We start from the raw sequence: 25,815 nt of genomic DNA, 5'->3' as shown, positions 1-25,815 counted from the left end.
ACACTTCAACCCTTCTATTAAAAAACTCAAAGGAGGTGTTTGTACCTCCCTATTGCTTAACGAAATAAATCGTTAAATTTTGTTAGTACTTCAAGTTGCTTGGCTTCAGCACCACCCCACTCAACATTTAACTGAGGAATTTCATCTAATGCCGCACGATTTTTTACAGCAATATCTTTATTTCCTGGTAATAAGTAAGCATCTGCTACAAGCTTTTGTCCTTCATCTGATAATAAAAAATCAACATATGCTTTTGCTGCTTCTACATGTTTCGCTTCCTTCAAAATACCGACAGCACGAGGACTAACTACAGTACCACTTTTCGGATAGATAATCTCCACTGGCTCTCCGTCTGCTTTTGCTTTGTAAGCCATATAATCTACGCCTGCAATCGTGGCATTTTTCTCACCCGTAATGACTGCATCTAACGCTTCTTTATTCGCACCATTTACTTGTAAGCCATTTTTCTTCCATGTATCAACCGTATCCCAAGCTGTTTTCTCTGCCTCCGTATAGCCAAATAAGAAATCGACAGCAGAACCTGATAAACTCGGATCAGGTATATTGATTTTGTTTTGCCACTCAGCTTTTGCTAAATCTGCCCAATCAGTCGGTGCCTGTGTTGTGTTTTTTGTATTATAAGCAATACCTAATGCGGAGGCACTGTAGCCGTAGTAATACCCTTCTCCATCAGACCAAGCACTATTGATTTTGTCTTTATTTTCAGCATCTTTATAGCTTTGTAGCTGTTCTGTTGCCTTTAGACCATCCATAGAGGCTACGGAGGCAAGTACAACAATATCGGCTACAGGATTATTTTTCTCTGCTTCTAAACGAGAAAGAATTTTACCTGTAGTTCCTTGAAACATTTCAACTTTAATACCTGTTTTTTCTTCAAAAGCTTGCTGGATATTTGCCGCTAAGCCATCAGGGCCAGCAGAATACACCGTTAATACTTTATCCTCTTGTGTTTTTGCACTAGCTTGATCAACATTCTCTACCTGCTTATTACCACAACCAGCTAATGCTAGTGTCAGTAGAATCCCTGCAGTTGCCCATAATTTGAAACGTCGTTTTTTCAATGTTAACCCTCCATTTGATAGATTTGATTTTCATCAATAAATACTTGTAGTCGTTTTCCATGTTCTAGCGGCTGATTCTCGTAAAAGCTCCATGCTTTTCCTTCCACTTGAGCTTGTACTAAGTAACGATCTCCCACAAATGTGCTTTTCACAATCTTCGCTTGCTTCTCAATAGTGCCTGGGCGTTGTATTCGAGATACGCCTTCAGGGCGCACAATCGATTGTCCATTATGAAACCAATTTACTTTACCAATAAAATCTGCAACATATGGTGTTGCTGGAACACGATAAATTTCCTCAGGGGAGCCGATTTGTGCAATTCTTCCTGCCTCCATGACGATAATTTGATCAGACATTGTCATCGCTTCTGTTTGATCGTGAGTAACGAAAATGGCTTGGCAATCAAGCTCATGAATAAGGTGCATGATCTCATCTTGCATTTGCTCTCTAAGAACGGCATCAAGGGCAGATAAAGGCTCATCAAATAAAATCAATTTAGGATTTGTTGCCAATGCCCTCGCTAGTGCCACGCGTTGCTGCTGTCCACCAGATAACTCCCCTGGCTTTCGTTTCTCAAACCCTTGCATTTTTACTAATTTCATCACATGCTCGACACGTGCTGGAATGTCAGACTTTGCAATTATTCCCTTTAAACCAAAGGCGATATTTTGAAAGATGGTCATATGTGGCCACAGGGCAAAATCTTGAAAAACCATAGCGATATTGCGTTTATTCGGTTTGACATTATTACGAGATGCCGAAGAATAAATCACGGTATCATCAAATCGAATTTCCCCTTTCGTTGGCTGTTCAAGACCTGCAAGCAACTTTAATAGAGTTGTTTTACCACAGCCTGATTGCCCGAGAATGGTAATGAATTGTTGATCTAACTCCACATTAATAGGCCACAATGCTTGAGATTGCCCATATTTTTTCTCGATATTAGATAATGAGATTTTCATAAGTATCCTCCTCGTTACTTACAACTATAAATTCCAGATATTTAGAAAATATTAATCTATTATTAATAACTCGTTAAAAAAAATCTAATAAACTAAAGCAAATGCAAGATTTTTTCTAATTTGCTTTAGGAGGATAAAATGAATAATTTAAAATTACAGGCATTTTGCTTACTTGTTGAGTTAAAGAAATTAGCTCCTGTCGCCAAAGAACTTGGCATTACAGCCCCAACAGTGTCCTTTCACATTCGTTCTATAGAGGAGGAATATGGTATTCGCTTATTTCGTACAAATGCAGGAGGATACCGCTTAACGGAAGCAGGCGAAGGCGTCTATCACTATGCTCGTCAAATCGTACAGCATCAAAAGGATATGAATCGCTTTATTGAAAACCTTTTAGCTGGACATATTGGCTCCCTACGACTCGGGGCAAGTGGATTACCAGCACATATTTTTATGCCAGATTTAATTCATCAAGTTTCAACGGCTTATCCAGAGATTCGTATTTCGTTAGAAGTTAAAACGGCACCTGAAATCGAAAGAAAAGTAGCCCTTCAAGAATTAGATTTTGGACTGATCATGGAGACTAAACAGGAAAATACCGCCCTTCATTACGAGACAATTGGAGAAGATGCACTCGTTTTGGCATTAAGTCCGACACATGAACTGGCTACCAAAAAGGACATCACCAAAGAGGATATTCTTAAAAATAAGCTTTTATTGCATACCTCTTCTAGCTCTACAAATCACTTCATCGAAAAGTGGATGGACCCTTTTCAGCCTTCTACTTATACCATCGAGCTGGATTCCGTGAGTACAATCAAAAAGATGCTGACCTTCGGGAAAAACTTGGCCTTTGTCTCTGATGCCTTAATAGAGGAAGAATTAAAATCAGGTCTACTAATGAAAAAGGATTTACAGGATGTGACGCTTAATAGAAAGATACAATTTATCTATCCTAAAACGCGCTTAGATAATACCATTGATGAGTTTGTCAAACTGTCGATTGACAAAGTAGCAAAGCAATTAAAAATGTCTTCTGTTCTGACATAATTCCGCAGATAGCCGTAATAAAATGCAATGGGGATATTTTTATAAAGAAAGGAGGAGTGTATTTGCTAACCCAATTGCTGACAAAGGATTGTATCCAACTTTCAAACTTTGTGCAGTCATGGCAAGAAGCTATTCGTTTAGCTGCCAACCCCTTAGTACGTCAAAACAAAATTGAGCAACGCTATATCGAGGCAATGATTCAATCCATTGAGCAATCTGGTCCTTATGTCGTTATTACACCGAAAGTGGCTATACCACATGCACGGCCAACAGACGGTGTTCATGCACTAGCAATGAGTTTGCTACGCTTACAGAAGCCTGTTTTTTTCAGCCCTAATCACCCTGTTTTCTTAATTATCGTTTTAGCTGCAACGGACAATGCTTCACATCTACAGGCATTGGTTGATTTGACATTGGTGTTACAAGATTCAGATCAGATTGATAGCCTTATTGCCTGTCAGCATGAAGATGCGATATGGGAGAAAATCAAACAATATACGACAAAGGAGTCAACAGAATGAAAATTTTAGTCGTGTGTGGTAGCGGATTAGGGAGTAGCTTTATTTTAGAATTAAATGTAAAAAAGGCATTAGAGGTATTGGGTAAAGAGGCAGAGGTAACGCATACAGATTTAGCATCCGCAAAGGCGGAGAAGGCTGATATTTATTTAGGTGCGGCTGATATTGTGAATGAATTAGCGAAAGACAACGCAATCATTGTGAGTATCGTTAATATGATGAATATATTGGAGATTAAAGAAAAGCTTGAACCTTGGCTTTGAGCAAAAAAAATTTGGATAGGATGAGGTGTTGGTATGTTAGATGTTATCATGCATGACATTTTAGGAACACCAGCTATATTAGTCGGCCTATTCGCATTTATTGGTTTACTCATTCAAAAGAAATCAAGCTCCACTGTTCTTTCAGGTACTTTAAAAACAATTATGGGCTTTGTGATCCTTGGGGCAGGTGCAACTGTCTTAATTGGCTCGTTAAATCATTTTAGTAAAATGTTTGATCATGCCTTTCAAGTACAGGGAGTCATTCCCAACAATGAGGCCATCGTGGCAGCAGCTCAGACTAATTTTGGTACAGCTACTGCACTGATTATGGTATTTGGGATGATTATGAATTTATTACTCGCGCGATTTACGCCATTAAAATATATCTTTTTAACTGGGCATCATACATTATTCATGGCTTGTTTAATCGCGGCTTCCTTGTCAGTTGGTGGGATGAGTGGGACACCTCTTATAATCGTCGGTTCTATTATTCTCGGACTTTGTATGGTAGTGTTCCCTGCTATTTTACAACCAACAGTCCGCCAAATAACAGGTAGTGATGATTTTGCTGTCGGTCACTTTGGCAGTGTTGGCTATTATGTATCAGCTAAAATTGGAAAGCTTGTTGGCAATAAAGCAAAATCGACAGAAGATATACAAGTACCTAAGTCACTGGGCTTTTTACGAGACACTTCTGTCGCCATTTCTTTAACAATGAGTGTCTTCTTTGTCATTGTTGCCCTTTTCGCAGGACCTTCCTATATTGAGGCTCAATTATCTGGTGGTTCTAACTTTATTATTTTCGCCATCATGCAAGCGATTACATTTGCCGCTGGTGTTTATATCATTTTAGCTGGTGTCCGGATGTTAATTGCTGAAATTATTCCAGCCTTCAAAGGCATCGCTGATAAACTTGTTCCAAATACAAAGCCAGCACTAGATTGCCCAACTATTTTCCCTTTCGCACCGAATGCCGTCATCATTGGTTTCTTATTTAGTTTTTTAGCAGGGCTTGTTTCAATGTTTATACTTCCTTTCATCGGACTTAAAGTTATTGTTCCAGGACTAGTTCCACACTTCTTCACTGGGGCTGCAGCAGGTGTCTTCGGCAATGCTACTGGTGGCAGAATCGGTGCCATGTCGGGTGCCTTTGCCAACGGTTTATTGATTAGCTTTATTCCAGCAATACTTCTAATCTTTATGGGAGACATTGGCTATGAAGGCACGACCTTTGGTGATTCAGACTTTGGTGTTATCGGTATCATTATTATTAATTTATTAAAATTATTTGGAGCTGTCTAAAATCCAGAATAAAGCCCGACGCAGATTGCGTTGGGCTTTTATAGTTATTGTACATATAAGGAAAACTGGAAACTTTAATAAATTAATTCCTTTATTAGTAATCTAGCTTTATATTATTAACTTATTATGTATATAGATTTGGATATATATTCTTATATACAAAACAAAAATTTATTTTTTCGTTGTCTGACATCAGACTAAAAATATTAATTTTTTGCCGATATATACTTTATAAACCACGAAACAACAGGAGGTACACATTTTGAAAAAAATAATAGTGGCTTGTCTTTTGATTGCTCTGTTAACAGCTGGCTGTTCATCGGCTCAGATAGAAACATCAAAAGAAAGTTATAAGATAGGGGTTTTACTATCAGATGCAGGACTTGGTGATGAATCATTTAACGATTCTGCATTTAAAGGGCTAGAAAAGGCACGGGATGAGCTTGGCATTTTATTTGATTATAAAGAGGCTCCTGATGGTAATTATGAGGAAAAACTAAACGAGCTTGTAGCAGAAAAATATGATATCATCATTGGTCTCGGTTTCTCTGTTCAGGAGGCACTGGAAAAGACTGCGAAGCAATTCCCTGAGCAACAATTTATATTAATTGATGGACAGTCTGATGTCGAAAACATTATCTCTATTACCTTTAAGGAACAAGAAGGAAGCTTTTTAGTTGGTATGGTGGCTGCTATGACAAGCAAAACAGGAAAAATCGGCTTTATTGGTGGAGCGGATGCTCCTGTTATCCATCACTTTGAAAATGGTTTTATAGAAGGAGCTCGCTATGTAAATCCAAATATTGAAATTATGAGTGAATATGCAGGTACTTTTGACGATACACAAGCCGGCGCAGCGATAGCAGATAAATATATTCAAAATAATATTGATTTTATTTACCATGCTGCCGGTTTTACAGGCTTTGGGGCGATAAAAAAAGCTGAAGAAAAGGGTATTTATGCAGCAGGGGTTGATATCGATCAATTTTATATCGCCGAAAAAACAGTCGTCACATCTATGCTAAAGAATGTTGACCATGCTGTCTTTCAACTCGTGAAAACACTGGTAGAAGAAGGTAAGTTAACTGAAAAATCCTTAGCACTAGGACTAGCCGAGGAAGGTGTAGGAATAGCAGATATACGTGTGATTAAATTAACGTCTGAGCAACAAGCCGCTATTGAAAAAGCCCGCGAAGCCATTGTTTCCGGCACGATAAAAGTTTCTGCAGAAAAGAGGAATAGCCAGTGACATTACGAAAAAAATTATTTATGAATACACTGATTCCTATTTTGCTGGCAATGGGTATGATTGGTTTTATTATTTTTCAAACATTTACCATTCAAACAACGGCACAAGACGATACCTCACTATTACTCTCAGTGAAAGAGCTTGAACAGAGTTTAGTCGTTGCTAGCCAATCATTAAATAACTACACCTATTTAGATAGTGAGGCAAATAAAAACGAAGCCCTTGCTATCCTACAAGAAACAAAAGTTAATTTAGATGCGTTGGCCTCTCTGACGAAGATACCAGAACATCAGAAATTGATTGATAAAATTGCTGGTAAATTCACCGAGCTCGAAAAAGCTACAAAAGCGGGCCTACAAGAAAACAATCGCCCAGAAATTAAAAAGCAGTCTCTTCGAATTAAAGGCATTTTAAATGATATGTATCTGCTGAAAAAAGAAACGAACGAATGGTATCAAGAGATGATACAAGTAACAAAGCAAAAAATTGGTTTCATTATAACAACAACCATCATAGGCAGTATCTTATTAATCCTAGCAACGATTGTTTATTCCTATGTGGCTGCTAAAAGAATTACCAAACCAATTAATCAAATTGTAGAATGTGCACAGAGTGCAGCTACTGGGGATCTCACAATAGATATCTCTACCCTTTCCTATCATTCAAACAGCCGTTATGAGATTGATCGATTAACAGAAAGTTTTTCACAGATGATGACGAATTTAAAAGGCACTGTGCTGTCCATCGATCAAATAGGCAAGGATGTTAGTTTATTTACTCAAGATGTGACAAGCCATATGCAAAACATTCATGATGGCAGTAATCAAGTTGCAACATCTACTGACGAATTAGCTAAAGGCAGTTACACGATGTCAGAAGATATTCAATCGGTCGCGATCCTCATGAATAATATGACGGATCAATTTAAGACTGTTGCTCACACAACGGAGCAATCAGCCATACATGGTAAACAGGCATTGGATGCCGTTCAAAATGGGCAATATACATTGGAAAAACAATCTACCATTGCAAGGGATATTCAAGGCGCGTCACTAGCTATTAAAAATGCTGTTACTCAATTTTCACAATTCACAACAGAAATCGAAGGAGCAGCTAATGTTGTCCATACGATTGCTAGTCAAACAAACTTGTTAGCCTTAAATGCGGCTATTGAAGCAGCCCGTGCCGGCGAAGCAGGTAAAGGGTTTGCCATCGTAGCGGACGAGGTTAAAAAGCTATCTTCAGAAACGGAGAATGCTACGAATTTAATTTCTTCGATGGTTACTCATATTCAAGACGGCATAGATAACATTCTAGCTACGGCTGAACGAGGCCATGAGCTTTCAAATGAGCAAACACAATCAATGCTCGAAACGGAACATTCATTTGCAGCCATTACTGCGCATATCACTGATATACATCATGATTTACAGCATCTTACAAAGGAAATGATGCAAACAAATGAAATGAGCCAGCAAGTGAATAGTACAATCGAAAATATTTCAGCGATTACAGAAGAAACTGCAGCTGGTACTGAGGAAATTTCAGCATCGACGCAGGAACAGCTCGTATCCTTCGAAAAAATAAATACAAAAATTTTCGACCTTCAAAAAATGACTGATACATTAATGATTGAGCTCAAAAAATTCACTTTATAGCTGCTCAACCAAACAAAAAATCCAGTGAATAGTTGTTCACTGGATTTCTTCATTTTATAATGTTAAGCCGCCATCAACGACTACAATGGAACCTGTCATATAGCTTGCTTTGTCTGATGCTAGGAACGCAACCATTTCTGCTAATTCTTCTGGTTTTGCATAGCGTCCCATTCTCATATTTGGAATTTCCTCAGGTACATAGCCACCTGTTTCAAACATTGCCGTTACACTGTTTGTTAACGCTGTTTCCACTCCACCAGGACAAATTGCATTGATACGAATACCTTTTTTCACATACTCCAATGAAGCAGATTTTGTTAAACCAATGACTGCATGCTTACTTGCTGAATAAACAGCCATACTATGCTCGCTACGTACCCCAGCCGTTGAAGCTGTATTAATGATTGAGCCGCTACCTTGTCCTTCCATTACTTTAATCACATGTTTTAAGCCAAGAAATACACCCTTTACGTTGATTGACATAATACGATCATATTCAGTATCAGCAATCTCTGTTAGAGGTGAGATTTTTTGAATAACTCCTGCATTATTGAAAAATACATCAATACGACCAAAAGTTTCAACGGCAGCATTTACATATTTCTCTACATCTTCACTTTTCGAAACATCTGCCTGAACGAAGATTCCTTCCCCACCTTGCTCTTTAATTAAGTTTAATGTTTCTTCGCCAGTTTCCTTGTTGAAATCAACGATCACAACTTTTGCACCATTGCTAGCAAGCTTTAAACTGCTGGCTCTTCCAATACCGCTTCCAGCACCCGTTACAACTGCAATTTTATTTAAAAGATCCATTTTCCATTCCTCCCTAGCATTTTGAATTCATTGTCTATTTTATTGCTACTTCTACATAATTTATTGTATTATTCTACACAAAATAGTACTTTCTCAAGTATTTACAATAAAAAATGGAATGGCTTTCATCGGATAACAGCATATATGAACTGAGGTGTAGCAACATGAAAATTTCTACAATCGATCTTCAATACATAGGTCAATTAATATTTGAAACCCACCATCTACCTGTGGTCTATGTCCACGAGTCAGAAAAAATTATCTTTGAATATACATCAAAGGAATTTCAAAATCATTCATCTTACGATTCTTTAAAAGAACAAATAAAAGCATATCCTTATCGTACAGCAACTAATGATTACCCAATTTTCTTTTCAAGTGCCAAATTTAATTTTTTCTTTATTAACTTAAATATGGATGCTCCCTATATAGGGACAATAGTAGTGGGACCTTATCTTTCTCCAGAAATAGACGATACCGTAAAGCAAAATGTCTATCAAGATGATGAAACAATTCCCATTTTGCATTATCAGCAATCTCTAGCCATAAGTTTATTTGTTTATTATGCAATCTACAGGAAAAAATTAAATAAAACAGACGTCATTCATCACAATCAAGCATTAAAACCGCTTATTCGTCATGAGGAAGATACAGCTCTAGAACTTTCTTATGCAAGAAGAAATGATATTGTTCATACCAATCTGTACTATGAAAAAATTTTATTAGATTATGTAAAAAATGGACGGATGGAGAAACTAAATGAAGTGCTGAACTATTCCATTGTCGAGCAAGAAGAGCTTGGCGTACTATCAAAACGCAATAGTTTAAAAAGTATTCAATATTTAATGATCACAGGAATTGCGCTTATTTGCCGTGCAGCAATTGAGGGTGGTTTAAATGAAGAAACTGCTTTTACGTTAAGTGACTTTTACATACAAAAGCTTGAAGATCAAAGTAGTTTAATTGACATTCTTTCTTTAATGGAAGAAGCCATTTACGATTACACAAACCGTGTATCGCATGCAAATAAAAAGAAGTATTCAGTGCCGATAACAACGTGCATTCATTTTATCGAAAATCAGCTATATGGTGATATAACACTCGATCAACTTTCTGAGCTATGCCATTTAAGTCCGAACTATCTCTCCTCTCTATTTAAAAAGGAAGTAGGAATATCCATTAGTGAATGTATTCAGCATCAAAAGATTGAAGAGGCGAAAAAGTTATTAACATTTACGAACTATCCAATCTTAGACATAGGCTCATTACTTAATTTTACAGACCAAAGCTACTTTATTAAGGTTTTTAAAAAATTTACTGGCATCACACCAAAACAATTTAGGAATAAAGACTCTCGTCAATAAATCAATAATCGAGAAAGTGAAAAGGTTGCTTAGACCATATTTCACTTTCTCTTTTCCTCATTCCAAGGTAATTATTTGTGGTTTTCTAAATCTAAACGTAAATGGGAACGTAATGTACTACCCTCATACTCAGCACGAAATAACCCTCTCTCAACAAGCATAGGAATAACATCACTAAAGAATAAATCCAAAGATTTAGCAGGTCCACCTGGAACAGCAATAAAGCCATCTAATGCACCCCTCTCATAGAAAGTAATGATTTGAGTGACAATATCCAGTGGTGTACCAATTGCCACAAGATGAGCTGAGCCGATTACTTCTGGACGGGCTAGCAAGACCTCAACAGGAGGTTCGTTTTCAATGATATAACGACGAACCAGATCAGCATGTGTTTGACTGCGTACTGTTTGATCCTCCGGAGGCAACATATCCACTGTTACATGATCGTGAAGTGCCAAATGACGAACATCCATACCAATGACTGATTCCAAAGCATTGTACCGACGTTCTAGAGTTAAATGTGCATGTGCTTGACGGTGCATTTCTAATGCTTCCTCATATGTATCGCCAATAAAGAAATAGAGTCCAGGTAATAAACGTATATCCTCTATTGTTCGCCCCACCTTAACAGCGCGTTTTTGTAAATCATTACGCATTTCAATACCAACTTCTATAGCTGGTGTCGCTGCAAAAATAGCATTTGAAACAGTTGCTGCAAATTGCCTTCCTATATCCGATGCCCCTGCTTGAAACAAAGGAATATCTCCTGCAGGATGCATAGGTATATTTAATGGCCCTTTTATATGGAAAAACTCACCCTCATGATCGATCGGCCTCACGAGTTCTTTTATTTTCGCAATATTTCCAGCTGCTTCTAATATTTCGTAAGGATGACTATGCCACAGCTGCTTTACAACCGTCGTACATTCGGCTGCTTTAGCATAACGCTCCTCAGAGGAAGGCATAAGTTCATTACTAAAATTATAAGCACCATCAATGGAAGTCACGATATTCCACCCTACACGTCCCTCACTGATCCAATTCAAGGATTGTAATTGACGAGCAATCAAGTAAGGCGGTGTAAAGGATGTGGAAATGGTTGTCACTAAACCTATTTGTTTCGTTTCTCTTGCCACTGTTGCCAATAAAAAGCTAGGGTCTAAGCCAACTGTACCTTTCGTTTTAGCCATTAATTCAGGATGGGCCATTAAATAATCTGCCTTAAATAAAAAATCTAATTTAGCAGCCTCCGCACGCTTCGCAAATGCAATATGGTCATCAAGCAACGCACCTTTCTTGCCATAATCACCTTGCACAGCTAAATGCATGCCAATAATAAGATGTCTTTTCATAGATACTCTCCCCTCTTTAATTGAAAATGATTATCATTATCATAATATACATACATTTCAAGGATTGCAAATAAATCCTTAAATCTAGATGACATTTTGCCAAAAAAAAGAGGTACCCAATTGAATGAGCACCTAAATGTAAGCACTTAAAATATTTATAATAAAGGTCAAGGTAGGTATTATGTTCAAATATCGAAGGTAGTGGTATCCATGAAAAAATTGGCCTCTTTATAATAGCTGCCCTATTAACAATGCCTCTTGGAGGAACATCGTTCACATATGTAGCTGATCATACAATCCCTATCACTTCCTCAGCTACAATTGCGGAAGTTTCCCATCCATTACAGAAGGTAGCCGAACAAAATAATAGAATGAGTGACGACCACCCAGTTCTTTCAACATCTGGTTACTTTCCAGCAGGTCAAGGTACTCTTAGCTTTGCCTTTAAAGCACCTAGTAGTGGCACGAATACAGTTCAAATTGATAGTAAGAGTCCAAAGCCTATTCGATTTAGCCTTACTCCACTAAAGGGGACTTCTTGGATAGAAAGTCAGCGATTAAAGCTGGAAAATCACCCTACTACGGATCATGAGTTAGATGCTAGATATCTTGAGGGTTCCCCCTATTTTGATAGTTGCAAAAACTCTTGATGTCGGAAAGGTTAAATAGGTGTTGCAAAAATTTGCTTTTCTGTAGGATCCCAAAGGACAATTCCTACATCCTGTTGTTGATCAATTATCCGAACCGTAATTGGAATATAATCAAATAAAATCGTATTTAATTTGGTACTTATCAGCTGTAATAAGCCAATCAATTCAGTATCATTTATTAGAGGGGCATTCACCTCTATTTGAATATCTGTTAATTTGCCATCTTCATATCGAAGCTTGCCAAGAATTTTGGGGTTTAAATGTTTAAATCCTGCCTGAATATCCTCTTTGAACATCAATAATTTTTTATACATATTTTGGTCCAAACTATATAATGCCTCTGAAGGGAAAGTATAGAGCTTCTTATCTAATTGAGACCATTTTGCAATGGTATCTCCCCCTTTAGGAATAATTGTTTCAGCTAGAAATACCCCCGGAATAATATCATTTATATTCGATTCCTGAAATAATGTAAGGTAAATAGGGACATTCGGTATTTTTTCATTTTTTCTAATATCTTTAACGATCTTTTCAGCTACTTTTTTACCATAATTTTCGACATCATTGATATCATCATCGTTTTGGTCAACTTTCACTTGGCCGGTGTAAATTAAACCTTTATCGTCGCTTACACGTATGTCATAAAATTCATTTAACGATATCGCAATCGACATGCCTTCAATTTTGTTATTTTCTTTATTAATAAAATTGTGTTCTAATACATGAGAAAGAATCAAAGGATACCTTTTTTCGTCCTCTAAAATGTCACCCGTGCTTTTTTCGATAGCAGGGTTTAAACCAATGTCTTCGATTGATTTTCTCCTCAGCCATTGAGCAATCATTTTTTCATTCAAATACTGACCTTCCTGCATATAAAACTTCTCTGTCGAAAAATGATTGACTGATAAATCCATTAAACCTTTTTCTATTGCATTAATATTTAATGCGTTATTCATATTCTTGATAATTAAACCTCTAGCAATATTAAAATTAGCAGGTTGTTGAATTTCATAAACTTCTTTTTTTTGAATAGATGATAAATACATTTTCTCTTTATTCGTGACGCCATCAACCTCACTATTACAAGAAGCTAAAAACAATATGGGCACTATTAAAAATAACATTCGCTTTCTTTTTTTCATCACCATTACTCCTCGATCATTATGTAGCATTTAAAGTATCTTCATCAACCATACCAAATTTACTAAAATAAAACATTATATTTTACAAATCTAACCATCCCTCATCTTTTTGACAATTTCATCGATTAAAAAAAGACCTATGTTCGTAAAAGAACATAAGTCTTTCAATAGTTTTGTTTTGTGGCGTTCCCCTGTGTTAGTGAGCGAGTCCTCTTACCTTTGAGCAATACGGAGCGGATTCTTCTCATTAAGCACCTGCTTAATAATTTTTGAATTCTTATTTTGCATTTTTATCTGGCTGATGAATACCAAATACATTGCCTTCAGTATCCGTAAAATATCCTTGCCATGCCATTCCTGGTAAAGCATATTTCGGTATTGCAACCTTACCACCATGTTCCATAATTTTGGCTTCTGTTACATCGTAACTTTCCACTCCCATTGTACAAGCGAATCCATTCAAAGCTTGGTTTGGTTCTGGCGGAGGACCTTGACGTTGCATTAGAGCACCATCGATCCCAAGTTCTTCCTTACCACCAGTCACAGCTCCAAAATACGGCATTCCTGCGTATTCACTCCAATCTTGAAATGACCACCCAAATACGCTCCCATAGAAATCCTTTGCCCGCTCCATGTCACTTACATGAATTTCAAAATGAACTAATCTTCCCATTTTATCCTCCTTAGTAATAAATGTATTTGAATATACTTACTATAAAGCATTTTTATCAAAGTGAAAAATAAAACAATTATTAATTTTCTATCAACTAATCATAGCTTTATTTCACATGATTTTCTAAATGGTAATCATGCTATAATATAAAAAATAATTTTAATAAGAAGGTACAATTATGGAGATACGTCAGCTTGAATATTTTTTTGTTCTGTGTAGTGAGCTTCATTTTACAAAGGCTGCTGAAAAATTGAATATCTCTCAGCCAACATTAAGCCATCAAATTAAAGTATTAGAAAATGAGCTTGGTTTACCTCTATTCGATCGTCTTGGTAAAAAGATTGCCATTACCGATGCAGGTAAAATTTTGTATGAACAATGCACTTATATTTTTAGGGCAATGGATAATACAAAGAACCAAATGACTGAACTTAAAGCACTTAAAGCAGGAAAACTAGTTATCGGAACTTTGCCTGGAGAATTAACAGATTTCGTATCAGATTATTTATTGGATTATTATCAAGAGTTTCCGGATATACAAGTTTCGATAAATAGTTCTGATGAGTTATTTCAATTGTTTAAAGACAATAAAATTGATTTTGCCATTTCGTATAAACAAGATGATTTCGATTATGAGGAAGAGCAGCTTCTAGTGATTCCATTGTTTACCGAGGAATTATTGGTCGTTGTTCATAAGGATCATCCGCTAGCAGCATCAGACATCATCCCATTTCAAGATGTTTTAGCACATCCACTTATTTTATTTCCTGCAAAACAACAATGTAGAAAAGTAATTGATGGGGCAGCCCGCAAAGAAAAGGGAAATATCACACCTAAGTTTGAGACAGCTAGTATTCAAACCATCTTTAAATTAGTAGAACAACAGGTTGGGGCAACGATCATTTCGAAAACACTTTGCAATTTATATAAATCGGACACAGTATGTACGCGAACTATTTGCAATCCACCTTTAACCCGAGAAATTGTGCTGCTCTATCGAAAAGATAAATTTATTAATTTTGCTGCCAAGGCTTTTATTGATCTAATGATCAAGCAAATTCATCGAACAGATTTATCATTTTCTGATATAAGCCAACAACTTATTCAGTCCTTAATAAAGACTCCTTAAGAATCGACTAGACGCTAAGCTATTTTCGTCTAGTCGATTCATTTTTCTATCATGAAAAATGACTAAGCAATATGCCTAGTCATCCATCTACTTATTTTTTCATTGAATTGGTTTTGGCAAAATGAACATGCCATGACAATGCCTCTTCTAAAAGATGTGGTGTGTGATGATCGCCCGTCTTCTCCACAGCAGCATCATAATATGCCCATAATTGCTGACGGTAATCAGGATGTGCACAATTATTAATGATTAATGGAACCCTCTCTTTTGGTGCTAAACCACGTAAATCTGCCACGCCATACTCTGTGACAATCACATCTACATCATGCTCAGTATGGTCAACATGAGATACCATAGGGACGATACTTGAGACATTTCCTCCCTTTGCATAAGATTTTGTGACGAATATTCCTAAACGTGCATTACGAGCAAAATCTCCAGACCCTCCAATACCATTCATCATCTTTGTGCCTGAAACATGTGTAGAATTTACATTTCCATAGATATCTACCTCAAGTGCGGTATTTACCGAAATAAGACCTAAACGTCGAATAATTTCAGGGTGATTTGAAATTTCTTGAGGTCTTAAAATTAAACGATCTACATAATTTTCGAGTTGACTATAAACCATTTTCCCACGTTCTTGTGATAACGTAATAGATGTACCCGAAGCAGATTTTACCTTGCCAGCATCTATTAATTCAAAAACAGCATCCTGTAACACCTCAGAATATATTTCTAAATCTTCAAACTCTGATTGTAGAAAACCATTTAACACTGCATTTGCCACTGATCCTACACCTGACTGTAGGGGGGCCAATGACTTCGTCAAACGTCCAGCCCCCATTTCATCACGTAGAAATTGGAGTAAATGCTCTGCCATTATGGCTGTTTCCTCATCTGGTTGCACAATTGTTGAAGGCGCATCAGCAATTTCAGAAAGCACTATGCCACGAACTTTCGTTATATCTAATGGGATTCCAACATTTCCAATCCGATTCCCTGCACTAGTTAAAGGAATGGGTTCTCGGCGACCTTGTATATCAGGAATATAAATATCGTGAATACCTTCTAGAGAAGCCGGATGTGCCACATTTAACTCAATAATAATCTCTTTGGCCATTTGCACGATAATTGGAGAATTCCCTACTGAGGTAGTAGGTATCAGCAAACCATCTTCCGTAATTGCAGCTGCTTCAATTATGGCAAAATCAATTGGTCCTACGATCCCCTGACGAATTAGCTCTGCATTATGCGATACATGTGCATCTGTATATAGAACTTCTCCATTATTAATCAACCGACGAATTGCTGGATCACCTTGATAGGGAGCACGCTTGCGAATGATCCCTGCTTCAGCCATTTGCTGATCTACCTCTGGACCAAGCGAAGCCCCTGTATAAACATCGACCTGAAATTTTTCCACTTTCGCTTTATCCACAAGCGCCAACGGTACAACTTTTGCGTCACCCGCTCTAGTAAAGCCACTCATTCCTAATAACATTCCATCTTTTATCCAAGACGCAGCCTCTTGCGCCGATACAATTTTGTCTTGCAAAGCAACATGACGAATTTTCTGATGTGCTAGTTTTAACATAAATGGTATCCCCCTACTTATTTTTTAATATTTATTCCGACCAAGGTGAATGCAAGACACAATCACAAAAGTTTTTAGGTTTGTAATTAGGTATATACAATGCACACACATCGGATTTAATATTGCCAAATGTTGTTTCAGGCTTATGCTTAAACCCGTCAAAAAAAGCAGGCAATATCTTTTGTTTAAATTGGTTGCGTGGAAAAGCATGGATAACGGCATTTCGTTCTTCAGACGATAAATCATGATAACCATCTCCCATTACATCAAGCCCTACCCCCGCATATAATAATCCAACTTCATTTTCTTTATGCTCTGCGACACCAATTGTAGTATGTAATGCAATCGCATCCCATACTAGTTGTATTGAACGATCATCAATATCATATAGTGCTAAAAATTGGCGTGCAGCATTTGCACCATCCACCTCAAAGCGTTTATCCTCACTACTAAACTTCTTTGTTAAACCTAAATCATGAAATAAAGCACTGACGTATAAAAGTTCTGCATCATATTTTTTCTTTGCTTTTATGCCTTGCAATGCCCCAAATAAGTAAACACGATTGGAGTGATTCCAAAGCAATTCAGATCCATGTTCTTTTAAGATATCCTGAGCTTCTAATGCTAAACGGCTGTCAGGAATGTTTATCCCAGCAATATTTGTCATTTTTTTATGTCCTCCCTTGAAAATATTATGGTTTATAGAGAATTATATGGAACTCAACATTCATTAAGCAATTCTATTGTTTCTATAATAACTATAGAAATTTTCTATAACCCAGCTATTCCTAGCTCTTTTATCACCACAGGAAATAGATTTTCTCTACTAGTAGGCAAAAAAAAATGCGCAATTAGCTTAAACATTCTAATTACGCATTTTATTTACTTCCTATTACTTCCATTCAAACTCATATTTTTTTAGTTTTCACTCAAATACAAAACCTATTTTATTTGCTAAACGCTTCGAGCCAAGGTAAATCATCATGAAAAGTCTGATTTGTCGCATCTCCTATAAAGAAACTGATAATCCCCGTTTCATCTACTAGAGCTGTTGTTGGCTTGTCTGGGTGATCCACATAAATGGATCCTCTATTTATAGTTAAACTGTTCTTTTGATCAGTGTTTAGTAATTTATTAACATCATAATAGTCTTGTTTGTCCAACTGATAAATCATACATAAAACAACTTCTTTACTTTTATTATTTTATAATTGACTATACACGGAAAATGCATCTGTTATATTATATTGTTCAGTTCGGGGATTTCCTTCGGCCCCCACTGTCACTAAGACGTATTCTTGTCCATTAACTGTAGCTAAACTTGCTAAACATAATCCTGCATCCTCTGTATAGCCTGTTTTTCCACCTAAAATTTCTCCTCCCGGCAATGCACTTGTTGTCATATTTTGAAACATTCGACTTGTAAAAGTTATCCCCTCTGGATGAAGATTGGTCGGCTTGATAGAATATCTTTCTGCTGTATAAACATTACGAAACTCATTATTTGTTAATGCATATTGCAAGAGTAAAGACATGTCTTTGACAGTCGTATAATGTTCTCGATGATGCAATCCAGTGGTATTCATAAAATGAGTATTTTTCATTCCTAGCTGTTGGGCCTTTTCATTCATCAGATTTACAAATTTTCTTTCTGAACCAGCAATATATTCAGCTAAACCGATGGAAGCCTCTGCACCAGATGGTAACATGGAACCATATAGTAAATCCTCTAACGTAAGCTTCTCATTTGGGAGAAAACCAGCAAGTGAAGCATTCTCTTCGTATAAATCATTAAATATATTTTTTGGTAAAACAATTTCTTCTTGTAAATTTTGGATTTGCTCAATAGCCACTAAAACCGTCATCATTTTTGTTAATGATGCAGGATAAATAATTTCCTCGCTATTTTTATCTAATAGAACTTGATTTTCATCCAAATTTACTAAAATGGCATTAGAGCTGAATAAATTAACATCCAGCATATCGCCACTCTTTGTTGGTGTAACGAGCGTTGGCTTGTCCACTCGTAAGGACATCGGCGTTTCTTTTGCCACTATAAAATAAATAAATACCATGATGAAAATGAACAGTATACTAAAAATACCTTTTCTCTTGAACATAAAAACAACTCCTTCTCATTATGTTTTTATTCAAACATAAAAAGAGGAGCTCTTTTTTAATTAACTATTAGTGAATTCTTAAGGTTTCTTAAGAATCACTTGGAATCATGACAGTAAATATCGTTTTTTCATTACTAGAAGTGGCTGTAATCGTTCCTCCATGAGCTTCGACAATTTCATTTGAAATGGCTAAACCAAGTCCCGCACCACCAGTTTGTGTTGACCTTGCACTATCTAAACGATAAAACTTTTCAAATATCATCTTTAGTTTTTCAGGAGGTATTGTCTTCCCAGTATTCATAAACGAAATAAGTGTCTGATTATTTTCACTTTTAACACTAATTTCAATTGTACTATTTGGATCACTATAGGCAATTGCATTTTTCAATATATTATTAAATACCCTTGCTAATTTGTTACCATCAGCATATATTTTGATATCTCCATCCATAAGAACGATTGCTTTTTGACCTTTAGGTGCTAGCAATGGATAAAATTCATCGGCGACTTGCATTAACATATACTTTAGAGGAATCCAATCTTTCTCTAAAATAATGGATTGTAAATTAAATCTTGTGATTTCAAAAAACTCATTGATTAAGTGTTCGAGCCTATATGATTTTTCTAGCGTAATCGTTACATATTTTTCTTTTTGCTCTACTGGCATGTCTTTTGCCTCATCTAAAAGACTTAAGTAGCCAATAATTGAGGTCAAGGGGGTTTTAATATCATGAGCTAAATAGACAACAAGATCATTCTTACGTTGCTCCGCTTCTTGTGCATCTCTCGCTCGTTTTTCCAATTTATTTTTTACATCATTTAATTTTTTCTCCAAAAAGTCTAACTCGTCAGGAAGACGAATTTCCTGATCTGACTCATCAGAAAGCATGGAGATACTTGTACTAATTTGATGAAAATAACGAGTAAAACGAGATAAGGCAATATAAAAAATAACCAGAAGTAAGAGAATGAATCCTATCGTTAACCAAAGAGGTTTATTTTGTTGGAATAATACATTGTATGCATTTTGTGCCGCATAATAATCTAATTGTAAAACATTTTCACAGAAGGTGATAAAAGCATCCGCAAAAGGGGCTTGGAAGACACCATCAATGAATGCAAAATTGATAAAAAAACCGATTATAATGGCAATGACAAGAATAAAAATAATTTGTAAAATCATTTTCCTCTTCAGTCTTCCAAACTCATTTTTCAATTGTATACCCCACTCCCCAAACTGTTTTAATAAACTTTGGGTTCTCCACAGAATCTTTCATTTTTTCTCGTAAATGCCGAATGTGGACCATGACTGTATTATTGCTATTGAAATATTTCTCGCCCCAAACTTCCTGAAACAACTCCTCTGAGCTAATAACCTTTCCCCGATTAGAGCTTAAATACCATAAAATTGAGAACTCAGTAGGTGTAAGGGATAATTGCCTTTCATTTAAAAAAACTTGCCGTGTGTTCTTATTGATCATCAAGCCTGCAAAATCAATCGTATCCCCAATTTGCTGCGAACTATGGTTGTATAATGTAAATCTCCGTAGTTGTGCCTTCACACGAGCAACTAACTCCAGTGGTCGAAAAGGCTTTGTAATATAATCATCCGCCCCTAAAGAAAATCCATTAATTTTATCGATCTCTTCTTCTTTAGCCGTCAGCATAATGACAGGAAAATTATAGGTTTCACGTATTTTTTGTAAAATGGAAAAGCCATCAATATCCGGCATCATAATATCTAGAACAGCCAAATCCACCTTTTCACGCCCAATACAGGCCAAAGCCTCTTGAGCCGTATAATATTTAAATACATGAAAATTTTCGTTTTTTAAATACAACTCAATTAAATCTGCAATTTCTTTTTCATCGTCAACAACTAAAATATTCAAATGAACTGCCCTCTCCTTCTACCCTTAAAATCTCCAATGATTTTTCACAGGCATTATAGCATTTACTTATAGCTATAACTATAAATAAGAAAAGTTTATGTGGGAAGCTAATAAAAAATAGACTTGGAAAAAACATATTTCCAAATCTACTTTCAATTCTGATTGGTTTTTTTATAGCAATTTTTTGTTCACCACTCATCAAAGGATTGATTAGTTGATTCTTTGATGACTCACATCTTTTCGTTTAACTTTTAAAATGGACCACAATAGGCTTAGGTTTTTCCTAAGCCTTAAAACTGTGATAAGTTCAATTGGATGAATGGATGACAGTAGGGGGAGATGATCGGGTCATATCTTGTGTGACCATTCTCCCAGGATAATATTGCATTTGTTCATTTAATTTATGTTCTTTTGCGGTTAATTTAATGGGTTTTACTTTCAGGACAAGAGTTTTACTCCCCAAAGATGATTGATACTTTTCGATATGTGTTTTTGATAAACGAGTAAGGTAATAATTCGGTACATATTTATCAAGCATTGCCTGCATAGCAGCAGTTGCTTCATTCAAATCTGTAACTACTTCGACTTGGCCGTTTGCGACAACGCTCATATATGCTGTATCAGTTTCTGCAGGAATGGGGTCTACCATTGTTCCATAAGTTTCGCATACTGTCATACAAGCATTTGGATTGTTCTTAATAATGTTTATTTTTCTACCCTCGTTGGCCCCATGAAAATAAAAATACCCATCTTTGAAGACATAATTTAATGGGATAACATATGGTGTATGTTCATCCACTAACCCAAGAAAAACAGTTTGTGCGTCTTCTAAAAATCGTTTTATTTGGTTGTCTTCTATACATGCTCTTTGTTGCACTCGAATGTTCGTTTCCATTTTTTAACCCCCTATCTTCTTCTAAAGAGGAGTCTACAGCAGGAGGGTCGTCTAAAAAAGGGACAGTTTTATGAAAACGAATGGGTACAACCTCAAAATATCGAAAGTGAGTTAAACAATTTCCTCATTTACTCACCCGAATCTCGATAAAATAATTTAAGCTGCGCCACAATCATAATGCTAATAACGACAAGTAAAAACCAAGAACTGATTTTCCCAAAATGAACGATCGTCCATGCTACCTCTTGATTAGGGTATGACCAAGCACCAAAGAAAGTTGCGATATTTTCCGCAATCCAAATGAAAAATCCAATTAAAAAGAATGATACAACAATAGGCATTTTATAGATGTTCTGTCGTACTGTAAATTTGACAATCGTTCGGTAAAACACAAGAAAAAGTAAAGCCATTAACAGCCATCTCAAATCATAAATAAAATGGTGTGTGAAAAAATTCAAGTAGATCATGGCTCCTAGTGGAATAGCAACATAACTTCTTGGCCAATTCACAATCTTTAAATCAAACCTACGCCAAGCCTGGCAAATGTAACTGGCCACACTGGCATACATAAAGCCACTATATAATGGCACACCGCCAATTTTTGACCATGCCTCTTCCGGATAAGACCAAGAATTAAAATTCACTTTGTATAGTTCTAACACTAGCCCAATAATATGAAACAGACAGATAACTTTTATTTCATCTTTAGATTCTAGACCAAATTTATACATCAAGTATTGTGTCACAAGACAGATTATTAGAATGAAATCGTATCTTGCAACGCCTGGTATTTGAATTACTTTTGAGAGCGCAAGCGTAACAAATATCACAACAGGAAAAATACAAGATAATGATTGATGGTACGTAAAGTAACCTAAGTCTTTCAAAAAATTCTTCAACATTCATCCACCTCAGTAATGATATAAAGTATGAGGAAATTAGCTTGCTCAAAACTAAATTCTTCTTGTATGAAGAATATACGATAAATTATCTTATTTCAATATATTTTTATCGAAAAACGATATATTTATTCACTTTTTATTGGAACAATTCTTTTTGAAATACGTCTTTCATTTTTCTAAATCAGCGCTTTACTAAAAAATATTACTTACTAAAAATCAAAAAGAGCAGCCACATCATGCAGCTACTCTTGTTATTTAAAGATACATTTTTTGATCTAATTTTAATTGTACTTCTTGTTGGCTTATTTTTATCGCCTTCGTCTTCTTCACTTTTAAATAATAGACGATATAACAGCCAATAAAGAATGCTCCGCCACAATATAGCGCTAAACGTTGAGATGGGTCAAATGCCAAGCTTGCCATGACAATACAGTTTGCTACTAAACCTAAAATCGGAATGATTGGATAAAGCGGTGCTTTGAATTTTAAATCTTCCACTTTACCACCTTGGCGTACATAAGATCGTCTAAAGGCAATTTGTGATGCCGTAATCGCAATCCAACCGATTTGTGCGCCTAAACCTGCTAGGGATAAAAGCCACACAAATACTGTTTTTGCAGCAAATACACTTGATAGTAGTGATAATCCAGCCACAGCAAGTGTAATTAACAATGCGTTCATCGGGATCCCTCTTTTATTAACTTTCCCTAAAGCTGGACTAGCCATCTTTTCAACAGATAGCGAGAACAGCATACGTGTAGCTGCATATAGACCAGAGTTCGCAACCGATAGTAAAGCTGTCAAAATAACAAAATTCATAATATCAGCTGCATAAGGAATTCCTATACTATCAAGCACAACTACAAATGGACTTTCAACAACCCCTGCTTTATCCATTGGAATCATACCTGCAAGCACAACTACAGATAATACAAAGAAGAAAAGTGTACGCCAAACTGTTTGTTTTATAGATTTAGGAATCGTCTTTTCAGGATTTTCACTTTCCCCAGCAGCAATACCAATTAACTCTGTCCCTTGGAATGAAAAATTCACCGTAATCATGGTAATAAGTAGTGCTGTTACACCGTTTGGAAACAACCCATTCTCATAAAAATGAGTAAGGAATGGGGCTTCAGATCCATCTTTCATATCAATCAAGCCAAACATAGCCGCTCCCCCTACTCCGAGGAACATAATGATCGCCAATATTTTAATACTAGAGAAGACAAATTCTGCTTCACCAAATGCTTTGGCAGATAAACCATTTAATAAAAAGAGCAAGGCACCAAATATTAAACACCACATCCATACTGGTGATTCAGGAAACCATCTTTGCATAAGTTGTCCTGCCCCTAAAAATTCGAGGGCAACCGTTACTGCCCAGCCTAGCCAATAGAGCCAGCCAACAGCAAAACCAGTAGCAGGACCAATAAACTTCGTTGTATATGTTTGAAATGAACCTGATACCGGCATAGCAACAGATAATTCACCCAAACAAAGCATCGTTAGATACATCACTAACCCGCCAACTAAATAAGAAAGAATGGCACCAGTGGGTCCAGCCTGATTAATGGTGAAACCAGATCCAAGAAAAAAACCAGTCCCAATGCATCCCCCTAGTGAGATCATAAATAAGTGTCTTGCTTTCATAGTTCTTTTTAATTCATATTGTTGTTCTGTTGCCATAAAAAAACCCCTTACGCTATTATCTTGTAAGCACTTTCTTTTTTAGGTGCAAAAAGATAACTACTAGATATATTAATAGATCCATGTGTTAAATTTAATCTATTTTGTGAACAGTCAATTTTCTGACAAATAAAAGTCCCTGTTTAGTCTAGAGCATTAGTCCATTCTATTGTAAACTACAATTAGGGAGAGCAATTTTCTTAAATTTGGTTGTGGCGACCTCATTTTACTAAAAAGTTCTTCCTTGTCAACTAATTGATTTTCCCAAACCTTTGCTTAGAGCAATGTATCGCCAAATAGAGAGCTGATTAAAGCTACCGCAGCGATCGCCGTTTTATTATATTGATCTAATACTGGGTTTGTCTCTACAAATTCTGCAGAAGTAATGATATTTGCTTCTGATAACATTTCCATAGCAAGATGGCTTTCACGATAGCTAATACCACCTGCAACTGGCGTTCCTACACCTGGTGCATCATTTGGATCAAGTCCATCTAAATCTAAAGATAAATGGACACCATCTGTTCGTTCCTTTAAATATTCAATTGTCTCTGACATTACTGTCGTCATACCTAAACGATCGATTTCATGCATCGTATAAACTTTAATGCCAATTTCCTTAATAAGCTTTTTCTCACCTGGATCTAAATCACGAGCTCCAATAATAACCACATTTTCAGGCTTTACTTTTGGCGCATAGCCGCCGATATTAGTAAGTGCAGGATGTCCAAGGCCTAAGCTTACTGCTAAAGACATTCCATGGATATTACCTGAAGGAGATGTTTCACCTGTATTTAGATCACCATGGGCATCATACCAAATAACGCCTAAATTCTCATAATGCTTTGAAACACCAGCTAAAGTTCCAATGGCAATACTATGATCTCCTCCTAAAACTAAAGGAAAGCGATTGGAAGAAATGACATGATCAACTTTTTGACCAAGCTTGTCATTAGCATCTGCTACAGTTTTTAAATTTTTTAAGTTTGTTGTTGTCTCTATTTCTTTATCATTAACGATTTCGATATTTAAATCCCCTTCGTCATATATCGAATATCCAAGGCCCTCAAGTCGATCTGTTAGCCCAGCATACCGGATTGCACTTGGCCCCATGTCAACCCCTCTTCTAGTTTGACCCAAATCCATCGGTACCCCAATAATTGTAACTTCTTTACGCATGATATTTTCTCCTCTCCAATAATTACTTTCACAGTATAAAGAAAATGAAAAATTGACTCAACTCGACATTATTTTTAATTTTTATACAGTTTGGATTATTAAAAACATAGATTTTCTCTTGCATAAACGAATGCATAAACACGGTTTCAGTGAATAAGAATACATTTTTACCCAATTTTATATGTATGTTTGTCAGAAATTTCAAAAACAAAAGATTAAAACTGTTCTTTTTTTATAGTTTTTTTAGAAAATTCGGACGGTAATTTCTAGTTAGGTCGTAATATACTACCAAATAATTGAAACTATCTCCATATTTGTATAAGACTAATAGGTTTTC

Annotated in this window: 25 protein-coding genes; 9 read left to right on the top strand and 16 right to left on the bottom strand. The window is 36.2% G+C overall.

Translation table 11 applies throughout. The features are described 5' to 3' along the window. Positions 1–56 precede the first annotated feature (56 nt). Positions 57–1,082: an ABC transporter substrate-binding protein gene (locus AO843_RS03425; RefSeq protein ID WP_054609760.1), complete on the bottom strand. Its 1,026-nt coding sequence runs from the start codon at positions 1,080–1,082 to the stop codon at positions 57–59. Between the two features lie 2 nt (positions 1,083–1,084). Continuing rightward, positions 1,085–2,044: an ABC transporter ATP-binding protein gene (locus AO843_RS03420; protein ID WP_054609759.1), complete on the bottom strand. Its 960-nt coding sequence runs from the start codon at positions 2,042–2,044 to the stop codon at positions 1,085–1,087. A 138-nt stretch (positions 2,045–2,182) separates the two neighbouring features. On the opposite strand from AO843_RS03420, the gene AO843_RS03415 reads away from it, so the two are divergent. The 6 genes from AO843_RS03415 to AO843_RS03390 all read left to right on the top strand — a co-directional run bounded on the left by AO843_RS03415 (position 2,183) and on the right by AO843_RS03390 (position 8,084). Continuing rightward, the gene (locus tag AO843_RS03415) at positions 2,183–3,094 is read left to right on the top strand and encodes a LysR family transcriptional regulator (protein ID WP_054609758.1); all 912 of its coding nucleotides are present in this window, start codon (positions 2,183–2,185) and stop codon (positions 3,092–3,094) included. A 56-nt stretch (positions 3,095–3,150) separates the two neighbouring features. Then, positions 3,151–3,615 (top strand): PTS sugar transporter subunit IIA, encoded by a 465-nt coding sequence (locus AO843_RS03410; protein ID WP_231630053.1) that lies wholly within the window; start codon positions 3,151–3,153, stop codon positions 3,613–3,615. Continuing rightward, positions 3,612–3,875: a PTS sugar transporter subunit IIB gene (locus tag AO843_RS03405; protein WP_054609756.1), complete on the top strand. Its 264-nt coding sequence runs from the start codon at positions 3,612–3,614 to the stop codon at positions 3,873–3,875. The genes AO843_RS03410 and AO843_RS03405 overlap by 4 nt, the downstream gene beginning before the upstream one ends. A gap of 33 nt (positions 3,876–3,908) precedes the next feature. Then, positions 3,909–5,177: a PTS ascorbate transporter subunit IIC gene (locus tag AO843_RS03400; RefSeq protein ID WP_054609755.1), complete on the top strand. Its 1,269-nt coding sequence runs from the start codon at positions 3,909–3,911 to the stop codon at positions 5,175–5,177. A gap of 262 nt (positions 5,178–5,439) precedes the next feature. Further along, a complete protein-coding gene (locus AO843_RS03395; RefSeq protein WP_054609754.1) occupies positions 5,440–6,426 on the top strand; it encodes a BMP family lipoprotein in 987 nt (328 codons plus the stop codon). Further along, positions 6,423–8,084: a methyl-accepting chemotaxis protein gene (locus AO843_RS03390; RefSeq protein ID WP_054609753.1), complete on the top strand. Its 1,662-nt coding sequence runs from the start codon at positions 6,423–6,425 to the stop codon at positions 8,082–8,084. The genes AO843_RS03395 and AO843_RS03390 overlap by 4 nt, the downstream gene beginning before the upstream one ends. A gap of 54 nt (positions 8,085–8,138) precedes the next feature. Here AO843_RS03390 and AO843_RS03385 read toward each other — a convergent pair whose 3' ends face one another. After that, a complete protein-coding gene (locus AO843_RS03385) occupies positions 8,139–8,897 on the bottom strand; it encodes an SDR family NAD(P)-dependent oxidoreductase (RefSeq protein ID WP_054609752.1) in 759 nt (252 codons plus the stop codon). Positions 8,898–9,061: 164 nt separating this feature from the next. Between AO843_RS03385 and AO843_RS03380 the strand changes: the two genes are divergently transcribed. Continuing rightward, complete coding sequence (locus tag AO843_RS03380; RefSeq protein ID WP_054609751.1) at positions 9,062–10,261, top strand: AraC family transcriptional regulator; 1,200 nt, start codon at positions 9,062–9,064, stop codon at positions 10,259–10,261. Positions 10,262–10,332: 71 nt separating this feature from the next. Here AO843_RS03380 and AO843_RS03375 read toward each other — a convergent pair whose 3' ends face one another. Further along, positions 10,333–11,613, bottom strand: coding sequence for an NtaA/DmoA family FMN-dependent monooxygenase (locus AO843_RS03375; protein WP_054609750.1), 1,281 nt, complete (start codon positions 11,611–11,613; stop codon positions 10,333–10,335). Positions 11,614–11,864: 251 nt separating this feature from the next. Here AO843_RS03375 and AO843_RS03370 point away from each other — a divergent pair, with 251 nt between their 5' ends. Next, complete coding sequence (locus AO843_RS03370) at positions 11,865–12,263, top strand: hypothetical protein (protein ID WP_054609749.1); 399 nt, start codon at positions 11,865–11,867, stop codon at positions 12,261–12,263. An 11-nt stretch (positions 12,264–12,274) separates the two neighbouring features. On the opposite strand, the gene AO843_RS03365 is transcribed toward AO843_RS03370, so the two are convergent. Then, positions 12,275–13,405, bottom strand: a complete 1,131-nt coding sequence (locus AO843_RS03365; RefSeq protein ID WP_082389378.1) for a CamS family sex pheromone protein — start codon at positions 13,403–13,405, stop codon at positions 12,275–12,277. Between the two features lie 277 nt (positions 13,406–13,682). Then, positions 13,683–14,078 (bottom strand): VOC family protein, encoded by a 396-nt coding sequence (locus AO843_RS03360; RefSeq protein ID WP_054609748.1) that lies wholly within the window; start codon positions 14,076–14,078, stop codon positions 13,683–13,685. A gap of 178 nt (positions 14,079–14,256) precedes the next feature. On the opposite strand from AO843_RS03360, the gene AO843_RS03355 reads away from it, so the two are divergent. Beyond that, positions 14,257–15,207 carry a LysR family transcriptional regulator gene (locus tag AO843_RS03355; protein ID WP_054609747.1) on the top strand — a complete coding sequence of 317 codons (951 nt, stop codon included), beginning with the start codon at positions 14,257–14,259 and terminating at the stop codon, positions 15,205–15,207. Positions 15,208–15,298: 91 nt separating this feature from the next. Here AO843_RS03355 and AO843_RS03350 read toward each other — a convergent pair whose 3' ends face one another. The 10 genes from AO843_RS03350 to rocF all read right to left on the bottom strand — a co-directional run bounded on the left by AO843_RS03350 (position 15,299) and on the right by rocF (position 25,478). After that, complete coding sequence (locus AO843_RS03350) at positions 15,299–16,804, bottom strand: succinate CoA transferase (protein WP_054609746.1); 1,506 nt, start codon at positions 16,802–16,804, stop codon at positions 15,299–15,301. 31 nt (positions 16,805–16,835) lie between these two features. Further along, entirely contained in the window at positions 16,836–17,471 is a 636-nt protein-coding gene (locus AO843_RS03345) for an HD domain-containing protein (RefSeq protein WP_054609745.1), read from the bottom strand. Between the two features lie 280 nt (positions 17,472–17,751). Beyond that, positions 17,752–17,880: a hypothetical protein gene (locus AO843_RS25345; protein ID WP_255350365.1), complete on the bottom strand. Its 129-nt coding sequence runs from the start codon at positions 17,878–17,880 to the stop codon at positions 17,752–17,754. 129 nt (positions 17,881–18,009) lie between these two features. After that, a complete protein-coding gene (locus AO843_RS03335) occupies positions 18,010–18,924 on the bottom strand; it encodes a D-alanyl-D-alanine carboxypeptidase family protein (protein WP_054609743.1) in 915 nt (304 codons plus the stop codon). An 88-nt stretch (positions 18,925–19,012) separates the two neighbouring features. After that, positions 19,013–20,107, bottom strand: a complete 1,095-nt coding sequence (locus AO843_RS03330) for a sensor histidine kinase (protein WP_197278866.1) — start codon at positions 20,105–20,107, stop codon at positions 19,013–19,015. A 22-nt stretch (positions 20,108–20,129) separates the two neighbouring features. Continuing rightward, positions 20,130–20,816, bottom strand: coding sequence for a VanR-ABDEGLN family response regulator transcription factor (gene vanR / locus AO843_RS03325; protein WP_054609741.1), 687 nt, complete (start codon positions 20,814–20,816; stop codon positions 20,130–20,132). Between the two features lie 307 nt (positions 20,817–21,123). Continuing rightward, complete coding sequence (locus AO843_RS03320) at positions 21,124–21,711, bottom strand: pyridoxamine 5'-phosphate oxidase family protein (protein WP_054609740.1); 588 nt, start codon at positions 21,709–21,711, stop codon at positions 21,124–21,126. Between the two features lie 128 nt (positions 21,712–21,839). Further along, the gene (locus AO843_RS03315; protein ID WP_054609739.1) at positions 21,840–22,613 is read right to left on the bottom strand and encodes a DUF817 domain-containing protein; all 774 of its coding nucleotides are present in this window, start codon (positions 22,611–22,613) and stop codon (positions 21,840–21,842) included. Positions 22,614–22,868: 255 nt separating this feature from the next. After that, positions 22,869–24,299: an amino acid permease gene (locus AO843_RS03310; protein WP_054609738.1), complete on the bottom strand. Its 1,431-nt coding sequence runs from the start codon at positions 24,297–24,299 to the stop codon at positions 22,869–22,871. 276 nt (positions 24,300–24,575) lie between these two features. Beyond that, on the bottom strand, positions 24,576–25,478 hold the full coding sequence (rocF, locus tag AO843_RS03305) for an arginase (protein ID WP_054609737.1): 903 nt from the start codon (positions 25,476–25,478) through the stop codon (positions 24,576–24,578). Positions 25,479–25,815 lie beyond the last annotated feature (337 nt).

Origin of the sequence: Lysinibacillus sp. ZYM-1 (genome assembly GCF_001308875.1) — a bacterium.
In the GTDB taxonomy this organism is placed as follows: Bacteria; Bacillota; Bacilli; order Bacillales_A; family Planococcaceae; genus Lysinibacillus.
This window is presented reverse-complemented; position numbering and strand designations above follow the sequence as displayed.

What these genes read in the sequence shown, in the direction of transcription:
- AO843_RS03420 (WP_054609759.1), bottom strand. Translation starts at nt 2,044, where the DNA reads ATGAAAATCTCATTATCTAATATCGAGAAAAAATATGGGCAATCTCAA.
- AO843_RS03415 (WP_054609758.1), top strand. Translation starts at nt 2,183, where the DNA reads ATGAATAATTTAAAATTACAGGCATTTTGCTTACTTGTTGAGTTAAAG.
- AO843_RS03405 (WP_054609756.1), top strand. Translation starts at nt 3,612, where the DNA reads ATGAAAATTTTAGTCGTGTGTGGTAGCGGATTAGGGAGTAGCTTTATT.
- AO843_RS03400 (WP_054609755.1), top strand. Translation starts at nt 3,909, where the DNA reads ATGTTAGATGTTATCATGCATGACATTTTAGGAACACCAGCTATATTA.
- AO843_RS03385 (WP_054609752.1), bottom strand. Translation starts at nt 8,897, where the DNA reads ATGGATCTTTTAAATAAAATTGCAGTTGTAACGGGTGCTGGAAGCGGT.
- AO843_RS03380 (WP_054609751.1), top strand. Translation starts at nt 9,062, where the DNA reads ATGAAAATTTCTACAATCGATCTTCAATACATAGGTCAATTAATATTT.
- AO843_RS03375 (WP_054609750.1), bottom strand. Translation starts at nt 11,613, where the DNA reads ATGAAAAGACATCTTATTATTGGCATGCATTTAGCTGTGCAAGGTGAT.
- AO843_RS03370 (WP_054609749.1), top strand. Translation starts at nt 11,865, where the DNA reads ATGCCTCTTGGAGGAACATCGTTCACATATGTAGCTGATCATACAATC.
- AO843_RS03365 (WP_082389378.1), bottom strand. Translation starts at nt 13,405, where the DNA reads ATGAAAAAAAGAAAGCGAATGTTATTTTTAATAGTGCCCATATTGTTT.
- AO843_RS03360 (WP_054609748.1), bottom strand. Translation starts at nt 14,078, where the DNA reads ATGGGAAGATTAGTTCATTTTGAAATTCATGTAAGTGACATGGAGCGG.
- AO843_RS03355 (WP_054609747.1), top strand. Translation starts at nt 14,257, where the DNA reads ATGGAGATACGTCAGCTTGAATATTTTTTTGTTCTGTGTAGTGAGCTT.
- AO843_RS03350 (WP_054609746.1), bottom strand. Translation starts at nt 16,804, where the DNA reads ATGTTAAAACTAGCACATCAGAAAATTCGTCATGTTGCTTTGCAAGAC.
- AO843_RS03345 (WP_054609745.1), bottom strand. Translation starts at nt 17,471, where the DNA reads ATGACAAATATTGCTGGGATAAACATTCCTGACAGCCGTTTAGCATTA.
- AO843_RS03335 (WP_054609743.1), bottom strand. Translation starts at nt 18,924, where the DNA reads ATGTTCAAGAGAAAAGGTATTTTTAGTATACTGTTCATTTTCATCATG.
- AO843_RS03330 (WP_197278866.1), bottom strand. Translation starts at nt 20,107, where the DNA reads ATGATTTTACAAATTATTTTTATTCTTGTCATTGCCATTATAATCGGT.
- AO843_RS03320 (WP_054609740.1), bottom strand. Translation starts at nt 21,711, where the DNA reads ATGGAAACGAACATTCGAGTGCAACAAAGAGCATGTATAGAAGACAAC.
- AO843_RS03315 (WP_054609739.1), bottom strand. Translation starts at nt 22,613, where the DNA reads ATGTTGAAGAATTTTTTGAAAGACTTAGGTTACTTTACGTACCATCAA.
- AO843_RS03310 (WP_054609738.1), bottom strand. Translation starts at nt 24,299, where the DNA reads ATGGCAACAGAACAACAATATGAATTAAAAAGAACTATGAAAGCAAGA.
- rocF (WP_054609737.1), bottom strand. Translation starts at nt 25,478, where the DNA reads ATGCGTAAAGAAGTTACAATTATTGGGGTACCGATGGATTTGGGTCAA.